The organism is Oscillospiraceae bacterium, from assembly GCA_015067255.1.
Lineage (GTDB): Bacteria > Bacillota > Clostridia > Oscillospirales > SIG519 > SIG519.
The window spans coordinates 36,449-52,246 of sequence record SVMS01000004.1; the positions used below are offsets into that span (position 1 = coordinate 36,449).

General features: G+C 37.5%; 17 protein-coding genes. 4 read left to right on the forward strand and 13 right to left on the reverse strand.

The window, feature by feature from the left end; all coding sequences use genetic code 11:
* Window positions 1-7: 7 nt before the first annotated feature.
* The 3 genes from E7480_01910 to E7480_01920 are packed head-to-tail and all read right to left on the reverse strand — an operon-like array spanning window position 8 to window position 4,614.
* Entirely contained in the window at window positions 8-2,941 is a 2,934-nt protein-coding gene (locus tag E7480_01910) for a 2-hydroxyglutaryl-CoA dehydratase (protein MBE6903345.1), read from the reverse strand.
* A 13-nt stretch (window positions 2,942-2,954) separates the two neighbouring features.
* Window positions 2,955-4,313, reverse strand: a complete 1,359-nt coding sequence (locus E7480_01915) for a PFL family protein (GenBank protein MBE6903346.1) — start codon at window positions 4,311-4,313, stop codon at window positions 2,955-2,957.
* A gap of 31 nt (window positions 4,314-4,344) precedes the next feature.
* Window positions 4,345-4,614, reverse strand: a complete 270-nt coding sequence (locus tag E7480_01920; protein MBE6903347.1) for an ACT domain-containing protein — start codon at window positions 4,612-4,614, stop codon at window positions 4,345-4,347.
* Window positions 4,615-4,904: 290 nt separating this feature from the next.
* On the opposite strand from E7480_01920, the gene rplU reads away from it, so the two are divergent.
* From rplU to obgE, 3 genes are all read left to right on the forward strand, one after another.
* Complete coding sequence (gene rplU / locus E7480_01925) at window positions 4,905-5,216, forward strand: 50S ribosomal protein L21 (GenBank protein ID MBE6903348.1); 312 nt, start codon at window positions 4,905-4,907, stop codon at window positions 5,214-5,216.
* A gap of 55 nt (window positions 5,217-5,271) precedes the next feature.
* Window positions 5,272-5,532 (forward strand): 50S ribosomal protein L27, encoded by a 261-nt coding sequence (locus tag E7480_01930; GenBank protein MBE6903349.1) that lies wholly within the window; start codon window positions 5,272-5,274, stop codon window positions 5,530-5,532.
* 137 nt (window positions 5,533-5,669) lie between these two features.
* Complete coding sequence (gene obgE / locus E7480_01935; protein MBE6903350.1) at window positions 5,670-6,941, forward strand: GTPase ObgE; 1,272 nt, start codon at window positions 5,670-5,672, stop codon at window positions 6,939-6,941.
* A 91-nt stretch (window positions 6,942-7,032) separates the two neighbouring features.
* On the opposite strand, the gene E7480_01940 is transcribed toward obgE, so the two are convergent.
* The 8 genes from E7480_01940 to E7480_01975 are packed head-to-tail and all read right to left on the reverse strand — an operon-like array spanning window position 7,033 to window position 11,766.
* The gene (locus E7480_01940) at window positions 7,033-7,566 is read right to left on the reverse strand and encodes a SpoIIIAH-like family protein (protein ID MBE6903351.1); all 534 of its coding nucleotides are present in this window, start codon (window positions 7,564-7,566) and stop codon (window positions 7,033-7,035) included.
* 31 nt (window positions 7,567-7,597) lie between these two features.
* Window positions 7,598-8,107 carry a hypothetical protein gene (locus E7480_01945; GenBank protein ID MBE6903352.1) on the reverse strand — a complete coding sequence of 170 codons (510 nt, stop codon included), beginning with the start codon at window positions 8,105-8,107 and terminating at the stop codon, window positions 7,598-7,600.
* Between the two features lies 1 nt (window position 8,108).
* Window positions 8,109-8,570 carry a hypothetical protein gene (locus E7480_01950; protein MBE6903353.1) on the reverse strand — a complete coding sequence of 154 codons (462 nt, stop codon included), beginning with the start codon at window positions 8,568-8,570 and terminating at the stop codon, window positions 8,109-8,111.
* A 16-nt stretch (window positions 8,571-8,586) separates the two neighbouring features.
* Window positions 8,587-9,723, reverse strand: a complete 1,137-nt coding sequence (locus E7480_01955) for a hypothetical protein (GenBank protein ID MBE6903354.1) — start codon at window positions 9,721-9,723, stop codon at window positions 8,587-8,589.
* A 14-nt stretch (window positions 9,724-9,737) separates the two neighbouring features.
* Complete coding sequence (locus E7480_01960; GenBank protein ID MBE6903355.1) at window positions 9,738-10,121, reverse strand: hypothetical protein; 384 nt, start codon at window positions 10,119-10,121, stop codon at window positions 9,738-9,740.
* The gene (spoIIIAC, locus tag E7480_01965) at window positions 10,118-10,312 is read right to left on the reverse strand and encodes a stage III sporulation protein AC (GenBank protein MBE6903356.1); all 195 of its coding nucleotides are present in this window, start codon (window positions 10,310-10,312) and stop codon (window positions 10,118-10,120) included. The genes E7480_01960 and spoIIIAC overlap by 4 nt, the downstream gene beginning before the upstream one ends.
* A 23-nt stretch (window positions 10,313-10,335) precedes the next feature.
* Window positions 10,336-10,842 carry a hypothetical protein gene (locus E7480_01970; GenBank protein MBE6903357.1) on the reverse strand — a complete coding sequence of 169 codons (507 nt, stop codon included), beginning with the start codon at window positions 10,840-10,842 and terminating at the stop codon, window positions 10,336-10,338.
* A gap of 15 nt (window positions 10,843-10,857) precedes the next feature.
* Entirely contained in the window at window positions 10,858-11,766 is a 909-nt protein-coding gene (locus tag E7480_01975; protein MBE6903358.1) for a stage III sporulation protein AA, read from the reverse strand.
* A gap of 153 nt (window positions 11,767-11,919) precedes the next feature.
* Here E7480_01975 and alaS point away from each other — a divergent pair, with 153 nt between their 5' ends.
* Window positions 11,920-14,553 carry an alanine--tRNA ligase gene (gene alaS / locus E7480_01980; protein MBE6903359.1) on the forward strand — a complete coding sequence of 878 codons (2,634 nt, stop codon included), beginning with the start codon at window positions 11,920-11,922 and terminating at the stop codon, window positions 14,551-14,553.
* Window positions 14,554-14,610: 57 nt separating this feature from the next.
* Here the strand turns inward: alaS and E7480_01985 are convergent, their stop codons facing one another.
* The gene (locus tag E7480_01985) at window positions 14,611-15,153 is read right to left on the reverse strand and encodes a DUF2284 domain-containing protein (protein ID MBE6903360.1); all 543 of its coding nucleotides are present in this window, start codon (window positions 15,151-15,153) and stop codon (window positions 14,611-14,613) included.
* Between the two features lies 1 nt (window position 15,154).
* A complete protein-coding gene (locus tag E7480_01990; protein ID MBE6903361.1) occupies window positions 15,155-15,778 on the reverse strand; it encodes a V-type ATP synthase subunit D in 624 nt (207 codons plus the stop codon).
* Window positions 15,779-15,798: the final 20 nt, after the last annotated feature.

Here is a 15,798-nt window from a genome sequence, read left to right on the forward strand (position 1 = left end):
CCTTTTATTAGTCTTCTCTTATGTTCATAGCTGCCTGCAAGCTTCTCAAACGAATTTTAACAGCGCCCAGATTGTTTATTTCATCAATCTTAAGCTGTGTATAAAGCTTGCCCTTACTCTCTAAAATTTCTTTTATTTCATCACTTGTAATAGCATCAATACCGCAGCCAAAGGAAACAAGCTGTACCATTTGTGCATTTTCAAGAGTAGTAGTAAGCTTAGCAGCATTATACATTCTTGAATGATATGTCCACTGATTAAGTACCTTTACCTCTGCCTTTTTATCAACAAGATGATAAACGCTGTCCTCACTTACAACTATAAAGCCTAAAGAGGTAAGCAAAGCAGGAATACCGTGATTTATCTCAGGGTCTATATGATAAGGTCGTGAAGCAAGAATAATTACGGGTAAATTTTCTTCTTTTGCGATTTTTAAAGCCTTTTCGCCCTGCTCACGAATTTCTTTTCTGTAAGCATCGTATGCACTATATGCTTGCTCGGTAGCTTTTTCTATTTGCTTTTTAGTAACATCAAAATATTTTGACAGCTCGTTATAAGCACCTTTTTTAAAGGTTTTCTTTCTGTTAATTGCCAAATAAGGATTTATAAAACGAATTCCCGAAAGAGATTCCATATTAGCATTTAAAAGCTCAGGATAATATGCAACAACGGGACAGTTATAGCAATTATCGCTCATATGCTCATCAAAATTATAAGGCAAACAAGGATAGAAGATATCCGTAATCCCTTTTTCAAGCAAGCTTTCAACAGCACCGTGCATAAGCTTTGCAGGATAACACACGGTATCTGACGGGATAGAGCTTTGTCCTTTTAAATATGTCTGCTTAGTTGTATGCTCACTTATAACAACCTCAAAGCCAAGCTCATTCCAAAAAGCAAACCAAAAAGGCAGATTTTCATACATATTCAGCCCCATAGGAATACCGATTTTTCCTCTGCTGCCCTCTGATTTTAAAGACATAAGCTTTTTATATTTAAAATCATAAAGATTTATGAGATTTTTATCACTTGTTTTTCCCAAAGGCTTTTCGCATCTGTTTCCCGAAATATATCCTTTTTTGTCACCAAAATAATTAACGGTAAGAGGACAATGATTGGTACAGCCTTTACAAACTGTTGTTTTAGTTGTATGGGTAAACTCAGCAAGCTTATCAGCTGTAATCAAAGAGCTTTTTCCTTTTGAATGCTTTTTAGCATAAAGAGCCGCGCCGAAAGCGCCCATAAGTCCTGCAATATCGGGACGTACAACATTTTTACCTATTTCTCTTTCAAAGGCTCTGAGCACTGCATCGTTATAGAAAGTACCGCCTTGAACAACTATGTTGCTTTTTATTTCGGCAAGATTATTTATTCTTATTACCTTGTAAAGTGCATTTTTTACAACTGAAATTGCAAGACCTGCCGAAATGTCCTCAACCTGTGCGCCGTCTTTTTGCGCTTGCTTAATTGAAGAATTCATAAACACGGTGCATCTTGAGCCTAAATCTACGGGGTTTTTAGCAAAAAGAGCTTTTTTGCCGAACTCCTCTGCCGTAAAAGAAAGGACTTTTGCATAGGTTTCCAAAAATGAGCCACAGCCCGACGAACAGGCTTCATTGAGCATTATACTGTCAATAACTCCGTTATTTATAGAGAAGCATTTTATATCCTGTCCACCTATATCAAGAATAAAATCTACGTCTTTTTTAAAATACTGTGCCGCTGTAAGATGCGCTATTGTTTCTACAAGCCCTAAATCCACACCAAAGGCACTTTTTATGAGCTCTTCTCCGTAGCCTGTAACTGCAGAGCCACAAATTTCTATTCTGTTTTCTAACATCGGCAAAAGCTTTTCGAATTGCTTTTTAACCGTTTTTACAGGATTTGCGTTATTATTGTTATAATATTCAAATAATATCTCATTGTTTTCCGAAATCAAAACAAGCTTGGTAGTAGTGCTTCCCGCATCAATTCCCAAATAAGCCTTACCCTTATAGGTTGAAATATCACCCTTTACAAGAGTTGCTTTTTTGTGGCGGTTTAAAAACTCCGTATATTCCTCTTCGTTTTCAAACAAAGGACTTATTGTGCCTTTTTTTGTTACCTCTGTTGCATTTGAAATTTTTTCATATAACTCTTCAAAGGTACAGCTATTTTTATTTTGTGCAGCACTTAACGCCGCACCGATAGCTACAAGATAAAGAGCGTTTTCAGGGAAAATCGCACTTTTATCATCAAGATTTAATGCAATTTTAAAGCGTTCTCTTAAGCCGCTCATATAATAAAGAGGTCCGCCTAAGAAAATTACATTTCCTTTTATTTTTCTGCCCTGTGCAAGTCCTGCAATAGTTTGGTTTACAACTGCCGCATATACACTTGCCACAAGGTCTGCCTTTTTGGCACCCTGATTTAAAAGAGGCTGAATATCACTTTTAGCAAAAACTCCGCATCTGGAAGCAATATCATATATTTTCTCGTGTTCTTTATAGAGTTCATCAAATCTATCTGTTGTAACATTCAGAAGTGTTGCCATCTGGTCTATAAAAGAGCCTGTACCTCCTGCACAAGAGCCGTTCATTCTCTCTTCTAAGGAATTTCCGAAAAAGATTATTTTGGCATCTTCACCGCCAAGCTCTATTGCCGCATCTGTCTGCGGATAATAAAGTCGCACAGCCTTCGCACAAGAAAAAACCTCTTGCACAAAGGGCAAACCTGCAATTTTGGAAAGACTTAATGCGCCCGAGCCTGTAAGACTTACTTTAAGCTGCTTATTCTGACAAAGCGCAGAAATATCGTTCAGCATTTCACACACTTTTTCTCTCACTGCAGACATATGCCTTTTATAGTCTTTATGTATAATATTGTTTTTTTCATCAGTAAGCACTACTTTTACGGTAGTAGAGCCTACGTCAATTCCAACCAAAAGCTCCGACAAACAAATTACCTCACTAAAACTAATTCTTAAGACTTTGTAAGGGTGCGGGTATTCTTCCGCCTCTGCCGATAAACTTAGCAGGTGAAACAGAAGATATCGGCATTATCGGGGCGCTTCCCAAAAGACCGCCAAATTCTACGCTATCCCCTACTTTTTTACCTATTGCAGGAATAACTCTTACCGCTGTAGTTTTACTGTTTACAACACCGATAGCCGCTTCGTCTGCAATAAGTGCAGATATTACATCTGCCTCGGTATCGCCCGGAACTGCTATCATATCAAGGCCTACAGAGCAAACCGCCGTCATAGCTTCAAGCTTTTCAAGCGTTAAGCTTCCGTTTGAAGCCGCCGCAATCATTCCCGCATCTTCCGAAACAGGAATAAAAGCACCTGAAAGACCGCCAACATGAGACGATGCCATTACTCCGCCTTTTTTAACTGCATCATTCAAAAGAGCAAGACAAGCTGTTGTACCGCAGCCGCCGCACTGCTCAAGACCCATTTCTTCAAGAATGTATGCCACAGAATCACCTACTGCAGGAGTCGGTGCCAATGACAAATCAACTATTCCAAATGGAACACCCAATCTTTGAGAAGCTTCAAGAGCCACAAGCTGTCCCATTCTTGTAATTTTAAAAGCTGTACGCTTAATTATGTCAGCAACCTCTGTTATATTACAGCTTCCTGCTCTTTTTATTGCGCTTCTTACGACTCCGGGACCTGATACACCTACGTTAATTACGCACTCAGGCTCACCTATTCCGTGAAAAGCTCCTGCCATAAAAGGATTATCCTCCACAGCATTTGCAAAAACTACCAGCTTTGCACAGCCTATTGAGGACCTGTCCCAAGTAAGCTCTGCTGTTTTCTTAATAATTTTACCCATCATAGCAACGGCATCCATATTGATTCCTGCTCTGGTAGAGGCTACATTTACGCTTGAGCATACATTCTGAGTTTCAGCAAGCGCTTTGGGAATACTGTTAATAAGCGCAGTATCACCCTTTGTAAAGCCTTTATGTACCAATGCCGAATAACCGCCTATAAAATTAACGCCCAGCTCTGTTGCCGCTTTATCCAAAGCCTTTGCAAGCAGAGTTATATCCTGGTCATAACAGCTGTCTGCAAGAATTGAGATAGGAGTAACGGAAATTCTCTTGTTAATAATGGGAATACCGTATTCCTTTTCGATTTGCTCTCCGACTCTTACAAGTCTTTGCGCCTTAGATGTAATTTTATCGTATATTTTTGTTGCAGCTTTTGAAACATTAGTGTCACAACAATCTGTCAAAGATATACCCATGGTTATTGTTCTTATATCAAGGTCTTCCTGGTCAATCATTTTTATTGTTTCAAGTATATCGTATGCATTTATCATAAGAAAATTTCCTTTCGATAGGGTTTAAAAACTATATTCTGTGCATTGAGTTAAAAATATCCTCATGCATTGTGTGAATTACAAGTCCTGTTTCCTTTGCCAGATTATTCATATTGTCAACAAGCACAGTATACTCACCTGTCATATTTTTTGTATCTACCATCATTATCATCGCAAAGGTATCATCAAGCACCTTTTGTGTAATATCAAGAATATTTACGTTAAGCTTGTAGCACTCCTGACTTACCTTAGCAATAATACCTGTTGTATCTTTTCCTATAACCGTTATAACAGCTTTCATTTTTTCTAAGCATAGCTTGTTCAAATTTCTCTGACAAAGCCCTATGCCTATTCCCACCTTTCATTTCTCTATATATCAAACATAACTTATATTATAACATATATATTAAATAAAATAAATAGCTAATTTAAACTTTTTTCAATTTGTTCACAAATAAAAAATTATTTCAAAAACAGTTGACATAACGATTTTTATGTGATATAATTGCAAAGCCGCATATTAAGGGTCATAAATGACAGCTATTTGTCTACCCCGTATAGCGAGTTTTATCGAAAGAGAGGTGCTTTGTTTTGTACGCAATTTTACAAACAGGCGGAAAGCAATACAAGGTACAGGAAGGCGATATACTTTTCATTGAAAAGTTGAATGCCGAGAACGACTCACAGGTTACCTTTGACAGCATTCTTGCAGTATCTGATGACAATGGTCTCAAAATCGGCGAACCTACCGTTGCAGGCGCAACTGTTGTAGCAAAAGTTATCAAGTCAGGCAAAGAAAAGAAAATCAAGATTTTCAAGTACAAGCCTAAAAAGGGATACAGAAGACGTCAGGGACACAGACAGCCCTACACCAAAATTCAAATTGAAGCTATCAACGCTTAATTTGTCGGTGTAACTTAAAACAATTATTACTTGTTTATTGTGAGGTGTAATTCTAATGGCACATAAGAAAGGTATGGGTTCTACCAAAAACGGTCGTGATTCCGAGTCCAAAAGACTTGGCGTTAAAAGAGCTGACGGTCAGTTCGTTTTAGCAGGCAACATTTTGGTTAGACAAAGAGGTACTAAAATCCATCCCGGCAATAATGTCGGCATCGGCTCCGATGATACATTGTTTGCTCTTTTAGATGGTAAGGTTAAGTTTGAAAGAGTTGGCAAGGATAAGAAAAGAGTTAGCGTATACTCTATAGCTCAGTAGTATCTTATATAATCGGGGCAGACGATTGTCTGCCCCGTTTTTTTGTAAAATATGCTTTACTGTAAAGCTGTTTAGTTTTACAGTGATTTTTCTGTATATAATATTAACAGCCGTTTATTCGGAGGAATGAAATTTATATGTTTGTAGATACAGTTACAATTACGGTTAAAGCCGGCAACGGCGGTAACGGTTGCGTTTCTTTTCACCGTGAAAAATATGTTGCCGCAGGCGGTCCCGACGGCGGAGACGGCGGCAAAGGCGGAGATATTGTTTTTGTTGCAGATAACAATCTTAACACTTTGTTTGATTTTCGCTACAAAAAGAAATTTGAAGCAAGAAACGGTGAAGACGGACGTTCTAAAAAAATGACAGGCAAATCAGCTGAAAATCTTTATATAAAAGTACCTATCGGTACAATTATTAAAGATGCAAACACAGGTCAGATAATAAAAGACATTTCTGACAATACCCCCTTTACTATTGCCAAGGGCGGTAGAGGCGGCAGAGGAAATCAGCATTTTGCAAGCTCCACAAGGCAAATTCCACGTTTTGCAAAGGCCGGTGTAGAGGGTGATGAATTGCAGCTTACCCTCGAGCTTAAGCTTATTGCCGACGTAGGTCTTGTAGGCTTCCCCAACGTCGGAAAATCAACATTACTTTCTGTTGTAAGCGCTGCCCGTCCTAAAATTGCCAACTATCATTTCACTACTCTTACTCCCAATTTAGGCGTAGTTACAGCAGGCGAAGAAAAAAGCTTTGTAATGGCGGATATTCCAGGAATAATCGAAGGTGCAAGCGCAGGCGCAGGCTTAGGACACGAATTTTTAAGACATATAGACAGATGCCGTCTTTTAGTTCACGTTGTTGACGCTTCGGGCTGCGAGGGCAGAGACCCTGTGGACGATTTAGAAAAAATCTTTGAAGAATTAAGACTATATAGTGAGGAGCTTTCTCAGCGTCCTCAGATTATAGCTGCAAATAAAATAGACTTTTTGGCAGACGAAGAAAGTCTTGAAAGATTAAAAGCTTTTGCAAAAGAAAAAGATATGGAAATTTTCTTCATTTCTGCAGCTGCACACACAGGAATTAACGAGCTTATTCAAGCTATTTACGATAAGCTTTCCAAGCTTCCTCCCGTTGCAGTATATGAAACTCAATATGAGCCATACACGCCTTCAAGCGCAACAGACGGTGAAATTAAAATCACCTTTGAAGACGGTTGCTATGTTGTGGAAGCACCTTGGCTTAAGAGAGTTGTCAATTCCATCAACTATACTGACTATGAGTCGTTGCAATATTTACAAAGAGTTCTTAAAAACTTCGGAGTATTTGATGAGCTTGAAAAAGCAGGCGTTCAGGACAACGACATAGTTGTTATATATGGAATAGAATTTGAATATATAAAATAGTATAAGAGCTGTAAAAACATTTTGTTTTTACAGCTCTTATTGTGATTCTGGGTACCAGCCCACATTTTAAATGCGTAGATTGGTTAAGTTCTCATTTTATTTCAATAATTTTAATGTTATTCGCCGTGATTTTTGTTTCGTTTTCTGCTATTTCTTTGATTATTGTAGCTTCGTTTTCCTTAAGTCCCGACGTTTTAACTATTACGTTGACACTATTATCTCCTATTACCGCTACGCATTCTGTAAAGCCTTTTGCCTTTACAAGAGTTTCTATCGTTGCTTCTTTTTCAATATCGCCGGCTATCTTCAAAAGTCCTGCCTGAGCAGTTGTTTTTTGCTGTTTATCTGAATTTTCGTTCTCATAAAGCTCTTTTAAAACTGTTGCTGCTTCTTCTCTGGACTTTTGACGTTCAACTCTTGCCTGCTGAAAATAAGTATTATCCGTTACATTTTGGTTGTCTACCAATTGTGCCTGTCCTAAAACCTTATCATCCTGAATTTGTGACGAAACATCATCTGTACCCGTTGGAACTGTTGGCGATGTCATACGCCAATTTACATAGACTGCTGCACACACTACCACTGTAAGTCCTACTACAAATAGATTTTTTTTACTGAATTTCATATTTTTCCTCCGTTTTTTATATTTAAGAGCCTTAAGCCCCTTTTGTAACAAAAATATCCTTCATGGGTATTCCCAAAAGCACCGAAACAGCCTGCGTTACATTTGCGCTTACAGTCGCATCTGCTCCGCCTTCACAAACCACTGCAACTCCACAGATTTTCGGTGCAAATTCCTTTATAAGCAAAGCGCTGTTATTGACTATCACGTATTTCTTTTCGTAATCTTTACTGTATTTTTCTCCGTCGTTTTGGCTATCAGTTATGTTTTTTTCCTCTGTTGCATAGGATTTTTCACTGCTTTCACTCAAAGTTATCATAACACGGCTCTTTCCTGCTCCGTCTATGCTTTCCACAACTTTTTTCAAGCGTTCTTCAAGTTCACTTATGTATTCTTTTAAATTTACTTGGTTATTACCCTCTTCTTTTTTGGCTTTTTCAGAAGAATCAAACAGCCCTGTAACAGCTAAAATCACTATTCCTGCTACTATTAAAACAATGGCTGCTTTTTTATTAAATATTTTTTTAATAATCTCACTATTCATATTATTCAAGCTCCTTGATATTTATGAGCGTTTCTTTTATTTCCAAGGTATCTGTCAATATTTTTTTAGCTTTCTCCATTTCTTCTTTTTTAGAATAAAGGGTTATATCTATTATTGAGTAGCTTTCTTCCTTGGCATCTAAAGTAACCTTTACATAGCTATATAAAAGACCTTCCGAGGTAAAATAGCTTCTTATTTCATTTTCTAATACCAAAGCCACCTCCGAAGCAGATGCATTTATTGCTGTTTGCTGAGAGTTTTCAGTGTCAGGTATTATATTATCAAGTGCTTCTATATCAAAACTATTAAAAAACGGGGCAACAATTCCTATCATTACAATTAACGAAACGCACATCTTAACTCCTCTTTTAGCGTGTCCGTCGGGACAAAGCATCATATAGATACCGCCCGCCGTACAAATTATTGCTACGCTTACAATCCATTCCTTTAAAAAAGCTATCATTTTTACACTTCCTTTTTCACTTTGGAATTGTTATTACAACGAGGGTAAACGCAGAAATAAGAATTATACAGCAAACCATTGTCAATGCAAGCAAAAGAGCAAAAACTCCCGAACAACCTTCTAAAAAAGCTGTAATCTTTCCTTCTGACAAAATTGTACCTGCAAAGGCTGAAAACTTAAACAAAAGATATTTTGACAGCACCAAAAGCACAGGGGTTATAACAATAAAAATAATTACAACAATTCCAAAAACACCGGTCATTGAACGGGCAACGTTTGCGCAGGAAAAGACAGATTCCATAGCCTCAGACAGCATTCCCGACGCCACAGGTAAAAGTGCTCCTACTGCAAATTTTACTCCTCTTTTTGCAAGAGTGTCCCCTGCACCCGAAAGCACTGACTGTAACGACATCATAGCAATAAAGCCTGTTAAAAGAGTACCCATAGCTATTGAAATTATCTTTTTTATTAAATTTCCTATTGCAGAAAAATTAACATCTAAAATAAGGCTTTCAAATATTACGCAGGCAAAATAAATATTTACCAACGGAAGCAAAAGATGTGAAGCTATATAAGCACAAATCTGACAGCCCATAAACAAAAATACGCTTACAACCGCAGAAGATGCAACTTCTCCCGAAGATGCCGTAAGCGTTGCCATAACTGGCATAAGTGCTTGTGTAAAGGTTGTGATTTGTTCTATCATTTTTGAAATTTCCGAAGCGGCAGAGGTTACATTTACAGAAACAGACACTACCAAAGTAAGCACACAAGCAATATCTACTATGTACTGAGTAGTTGTACTGAAATATGTACTGCAAATGCTTTTAAAAAACTTATTGAGCAATATTATGCTTACTATTACTCCCAATATTACAGCTTCGTTTTTAAAAACTTTAAAAAAGCTTTTTAATATATAATTTAAAAACTTTTTAAAATCCAAAAAGCTTTCAACGTTTTCTACTGTTAATTCTTTATCAAAATACTTTTCTATTTCATCTGCAGTTTTATCAGGTATTTGCTCATAGGAATCTAAAGCTCCTGAGCCTTCCAAATGACGTTTTATGATATCATCTGCGTTTTCTGCGTTTACAGCAAAGGCAAAAACGCAAAAAACAAGTAAAACCGCAATAAAAGTTAACATCCTTTTCATTATTGTTTCTCCTCTTATATACTTGTTATTATTTCAAAAACCGCTTTAAACAGCGGCATAGAAAAAACAAGCATTGCAAGACGTCCGCACATTTCCACCTTAACCGAAAGAGCATTTTCATTACAGTCTCTGCATATTCCCACACAAATTTCCGTAAGGATTGCCGTTGCTGTAACCTTTGTTAAAATCTCAAAGCTTTCAAGCTTTGCCCCCGATTTTTCAAAAAGTTCTTTTGCATATGTAATTACAGGCTGAACATCTTTTAAAACAGCACTTAAAAATAAAATTACTGCTACTACTGACAAAAGTATTCCGTACTCTCTTTTTTGTTCCTTGACAAAAAGAGCAAGTAATGCAAAAAATGCGCCTGTTGCAACCAGTAAAATCAAGCTGTTCACAGTCCGAACACTGACTTTATAGTGTCAAAAAGTACCTTTATTTCATTTATTACCATCAGCATTACAACAATTAAGCCTGCCAAGGTTGTCAGCATCGCCTGTTCTTCCCTGCCCGACCTGATAAGAAGCTGATTTAAAACAGCCACTAAAATTCCGATTGCTGCAATTTTAAAAATCAAATCTACTTCCATTTTTATTCTCCGTTTTCTTTATTTTAAATGAAAAGTAATACTGCAATCACTCCTGTAAAAAGGCCTAAGGTTCTGTACAATCTGCCGTTTATAAGAGATTTTTCATATGCCTGTATACGATTCTTTTCAAGGTTTGAAAGTGTACGTTCACATATAGCAATTGCGCCGTCACGGTCGCTTTGTTCAAGATTTTCAAAAAAGCTGCAAATAATTTGCAAATCATCCTTATTAAGACAAAGCTGTTTTGCTGAAAGCTTTATTTTTTCTTCAAAAAGCTGAGATGTTTTTTTATCATATTGAGAAAAATCAAGCTTAAATATTCCTGTTTTTTTGTAAACTTCCCTTTCATCAAGCATTTTAAAAAGCTCTTGTATCGGTGTTGCACAATAATTTACAGCACTTTTGATTTCTGAAACTGCATATATAAACATAAGCAAGCTTTTTTCTCTTTTCAAAAGCTCGCCCGCTTTAATATTCCCTATAATAAATGCACCGCTGACTACTGCACAGGCGCATATCAGTTTAAGCATACTTTCAACTCCCTTTTATATAATTATGCTTTCTTTAATTTTTCCGGGTGCCTTTTCCCCTTCTAAGACTATAATATTTTTTATAAGCGCTTCTTCAATCAGCCTGTATATATTTCTTCTTTTTTTCAGCTCCTCAAGGCTTGAAGCGTGGACACTCATTATAAGCGGAACTCCCGATTTAAAAGCCTCTGAAACCGCCTCATAATCTTCATATGCGCCTATTTCATCGCAAATTATAGCCTGAGGATTAAGGCAACGCACTGCATATGTAATTCCCTGTGCTTTGGGGTAATTGTCCAATATATCGCATAATGCTCCCAATCTGTTTTGCGCCACTCCGCAAAAAACTGCTCCCAGCTCTCCCCTTTCATCAATTACAGATACTCTCTTTCCTTTTTCGGAAAGGGTTCTTGCAAGATCACGCAATATTGTTGTTTTTCCTCCTGCGGGTGCTGAGGCTATAAGAGTTGAAGAAATTTCATTATTAAAAAAATCATTATATATTTTATCGGCACAGCCTATAATCTGTCTTGCTATTCTTATATTTATTGATGATATATCTCTGATTGCTTCTATCTGCCCGTTTTTCACCGTTGCAGTACCGCAAATTCCTGCTCTGTGACCGCCTTTTGCTGTAATAAAGCCTTGTCTTATCTGCTCTTGTGTACTGTAAAGACAGTGTCTGCACAATAAAGAAAAGGTTTCATCTATATCACTTTTATTAACTTTTATACCTTTATTTACATCTGTTGTTATTCCGTTTTGACTGATAAAAACACTTCTTTGCGCCAAGGTCAGACTTAGTGGCTGATTTATCCTAAGTCTTATTTCACGGGTATTCTTTTTAGTTTGAATATCCGTTTTATTTATAACTTCTCTCAAATTCAACGGCAACAGCTCTGTTGCTTGCTCAAAGCTTTGCATTTTTTTAATTCCTTTCGTGCTATATTCAAATGATATGATTTAAGAGCTTATAATATTACCTTTATTATCAATAAAATCTTGACCTTTTTTATTTAATATGTTAGAATAATTGAATATAGATTAAATTATCTTAAAAAGGATAGTGAAACGACAATGCAGTATATGGGATTAAACGAAATCCGCGAAAAATATCTTTCGTTTTTTGAAAGCAAAGAGCATTTAAGAATGCCCAGCTTTTCTCTTGTACCTAAAAACGACAACAGCTTATTACTTATCAATTCAGGTATGGCACCTATGAAAAAATATTTTACAGGCGAGCTTACTCCTCCCAGAAAGAGAGTTACTACCTGTCAGAAATGTATCAGAACTCCTGATATTGAACGTGTCGGCAAAACCGCAAGACACGGCACATTCTTTGAAATGTTAGGAAATTTCTCCTTTGGAGATTATTTTAAAAACGAAGCTACTGCTTGGGCTTGGGAATTTGTTACCAAGGTTATGGAGCTTCCTGTGGATCGTATTTGGGTTTCAATTTACGAAGATGATGATGAAGCTTTTGAAATCTGGACAAAAAAGGTCGGCGTTTCTCCTGACAGAATAGTTCGTTTAGGCAAAGAGGACAATTTCTGGGAGCACGGCGAAGGTCCTTGCGGCCCTTGCTCAGAGCTTTATTTTGACCGTGGTGAAGAAAAAGGCTGTGGCTCTCCCGATTGTAAGGTCGGCTGTGATTGCGACCGTTTTGTTGAGTTCTGGAACCTTGTTTTCACTCAGTTTGACAGCGACGGAAAAGGCAATTATTCACGCCTTGCAAACCCCAATATTGATACAGGTATGGGCTTGGAGCGTCTTGCTTGTATTATGCAGGGTGTTGATAATCTTTTTGAGGTTGATACTGTTGCAAACATAATGAAGCATATCTCCAAAATAACAGGAGCAGAGTATCATCAAAACGATAAAACCGACGTTTCTTTGCGTGTTATTACTGACCATATCAGAAGTACCGTTATGATGATTGGCGACGGTGTTTTACCCAGTAATACAGGCAGAGGCTATGTATTACGCCGTCTTTTAAGACGTGCTGCAAGACACGGCAGACTTTTGGGTGTAAACAAGCCCTTCTTATTTGAAGTATGTGATACTGTTATAAATGAAAACAAAGGCGTTTTCCCCGAGCTGTTAAAAAATGCAGATTATATTAAAAAGGTTATTCTTTCCGAGGAAGAAAAATTTTCTGCAACCATTGACAACGGAATGGAGCTTTTAAGTGAAATCATTACAAAGCTTATGGTTGCCGGTAAAAATACAATTTCCGGTGAAGATACCTTCAAGCTTTATGATACCTACGGATTTCCTATTGACCTTATTATTGAAATTGCGGCTGAAAAGAAAATTCTTGTAGACGAGCAAGGCTTTAAGGATTGTATGCAAAAGCAGCGTGATACTGCAAGAGAAAGCCGTCAAAGCTCAATGGGGGCAGCCTGGAGTGACGGAGAGCTTTCAGAGCTTACAGCGCTTAACAGCACCTTCTCCGGATATGAAAAGCTATCTGACAACGGCAAAATTATTGCTATTGCTAAAAATTCCGATATTTGCGAAACACTTTCTGAGGGTGAAGAAGGCATAATAGTTCTTGACAACACTCCTTTCTATGCTGAAAGCGGCGGTCAGGTTGCTGACATCGGTCAAATTAAAACTGATAGCGGTATTTTTGAAGTTACTGCTGTAAAGAAAGCTTCAGGCGGTGCATTTTTACATTCAGGTACCGTTAAAAGCGGTGTTCTTGAGCAAAATCAGACAGCAACTGCTGAGGTTTGCGCAAAAACAAGAAAAGCAACTGCAAGAAATCATACTGCAGCCCATCTTTTACAAGCCGCTTTAAGACAAATTGTAGGCGACCACGTACATCAGGCAGGTCAGCTTGTTGACTCAAAAAGACTTCGCTTTGACTTTACTCATTTCTCCCCTGTTTCTCAGGATGAAATCAAGGCTATTGAAGCTCTTATAAACGAAAAAATATTTGAAGCTTCCGATGTCATCACAAAGGTTATGGATATTGACGAAGCTAAAAACGAAGGTGCTATGGCTCTGTTCGGAGAAAAATATTCCGACAAAGTAAGAGTTGTAAGTGTTGATGATTTTTCAAAAGAGCTTTGCGGCGGTACTCACGTTTCAAACACAGCTCAGTTAGGTATGTTTAAAATTATCAGCGAAAGCTCAACTGCTTCGGGTGTAAGAAGAATTGAAGCGGTTACGGGTGAAGGTGTATTTGAGCTTCTCAATAACCGTACCCAGACAATTTTCAATGTTTGCCAGACATTGAAAATTCAAAACCCTGACGAGCTTGAAAGCAAGGCTGTTTCTTTTGTTTCTGAGCTTAAAGAAAAGGCAAATGAAATTGACGAGCTTCAAACAAAGATTGCCAATATCCGCATAGAAGGTATTTTTGAAAATGCTAAGGAAATAAACGGATTCAAGTTCATCTCTGCAAGCATGACAGGCACAAAGGTTGACGTTTTACGTAACATGGGAGATATAATCAAAGATAAAACTCCTGACGTTGTTGCTGCTCTTTCAAGCTCTGTAGACGGCAAAGCAACACTTTTGATTATATGCGGTGCAGATGCAGTTAAAAAAGGCGCACACGCAGGAAAAATAATCAAAGAAATTGCTCCTATATTTGAAGGAAACGGCGGCGGCCGTCCCGACAGCGCTACTGCAGGTGTCAAGAACATTCTGAAGCTTGACGAAGCAATAATAAAAATTCCTGAAATTTTACAAACTTTATAATAGGTATATGCAAAAAATCCCGTCTGTCATTTTGTTTGACAGACGGGATTTTAATTGTTATTTAAGTAGATAACAGCTTGTATAAGCTATTGTCTGCTTTCCGTAATTATACGGAATGTCTGAAAGCTCACAAACCTTACTTACCCAAAGTCCGTACGCTTCCATAGACGAAATAGACTTATCAGGAAATCTGCAAGGAGCATCGGGATATGTACATTTTTCGCACAGAGTACAGGTTCCTGCACCCATAGGAAGTATATCGTCAAATTCTTTTTTTAGCTCGTCTACAAGCTTATAAAAGTTATTTTTATGTTCTTCAGAGGCAGAAGCTATAGTTTCAAAATCAAAATCATCTTCCATTTTTGCAACAGTCTGAACTATTATTCCATAAGAATACTTTGCCGCTTGTTCCGCTGCCTGTTCGATGCTACCACAACCGGGAGGACATTTCCAGTTCTTGCCGTACATATGACATCTGTCAACACTGCACATTTCACGCACCTCAGGCATAAAGACAAGAGCCTCTATATTCAATTCTCCAGCATGAGTAAAACCGCAATCAAGAGCTTGCTGTATCAACGCCTCTGTGTTATATTTCATATTATTTCTCCTCAATTTTCATTTTTTGATTTTTTATAACCTTAAGCCTTGTAAACTCCTCTCGCTCTTTTTCCTCGAGAGAATCGGTTATATATTTTATTGTGTATTCATATTTGGGGATAATTATATTTTTTAATGCGTTCGCTCTTTTTTGCGTTTTTTTAATTGCCATTGCCAATCTGTAAACAGAATTTTCAACCTGTGCCAAATCGGCGCATAAATATTTTACCTCTATAAAAGAACAATAGGCATCGTCTGTCATAGCATCGGTAGAAGCAAGACCGTAAGGAAGCTCTATCCTTTTTCTCTCAAGCTCTACCATAGGAAGCTCTACTCCCATTACACTGCGGAATTTTAAATTTAAATCCTTTTCTTCCGCTGTTGTATAGGCTATTTTTTCGCATATGCCGTGTGAAATATTTGCTGTTTGCAAAGCCTTATATGCATTCAAAAAGGTTTCATTGATTTTCTTTTGTATCTCACTTGCTCTGTCTAAAAGGCCCATCATTTCACGCACAAGAATATTCTTCTTTTTATCCATAAGCTCATATCCCAAAAGGGCAAGCTTATATGATTTTTTAGCAGAAAGTAAATTTCCTTTTGTAGGAACTATGCCATACTCCATGCGTCTTTTCCTTTCAATAA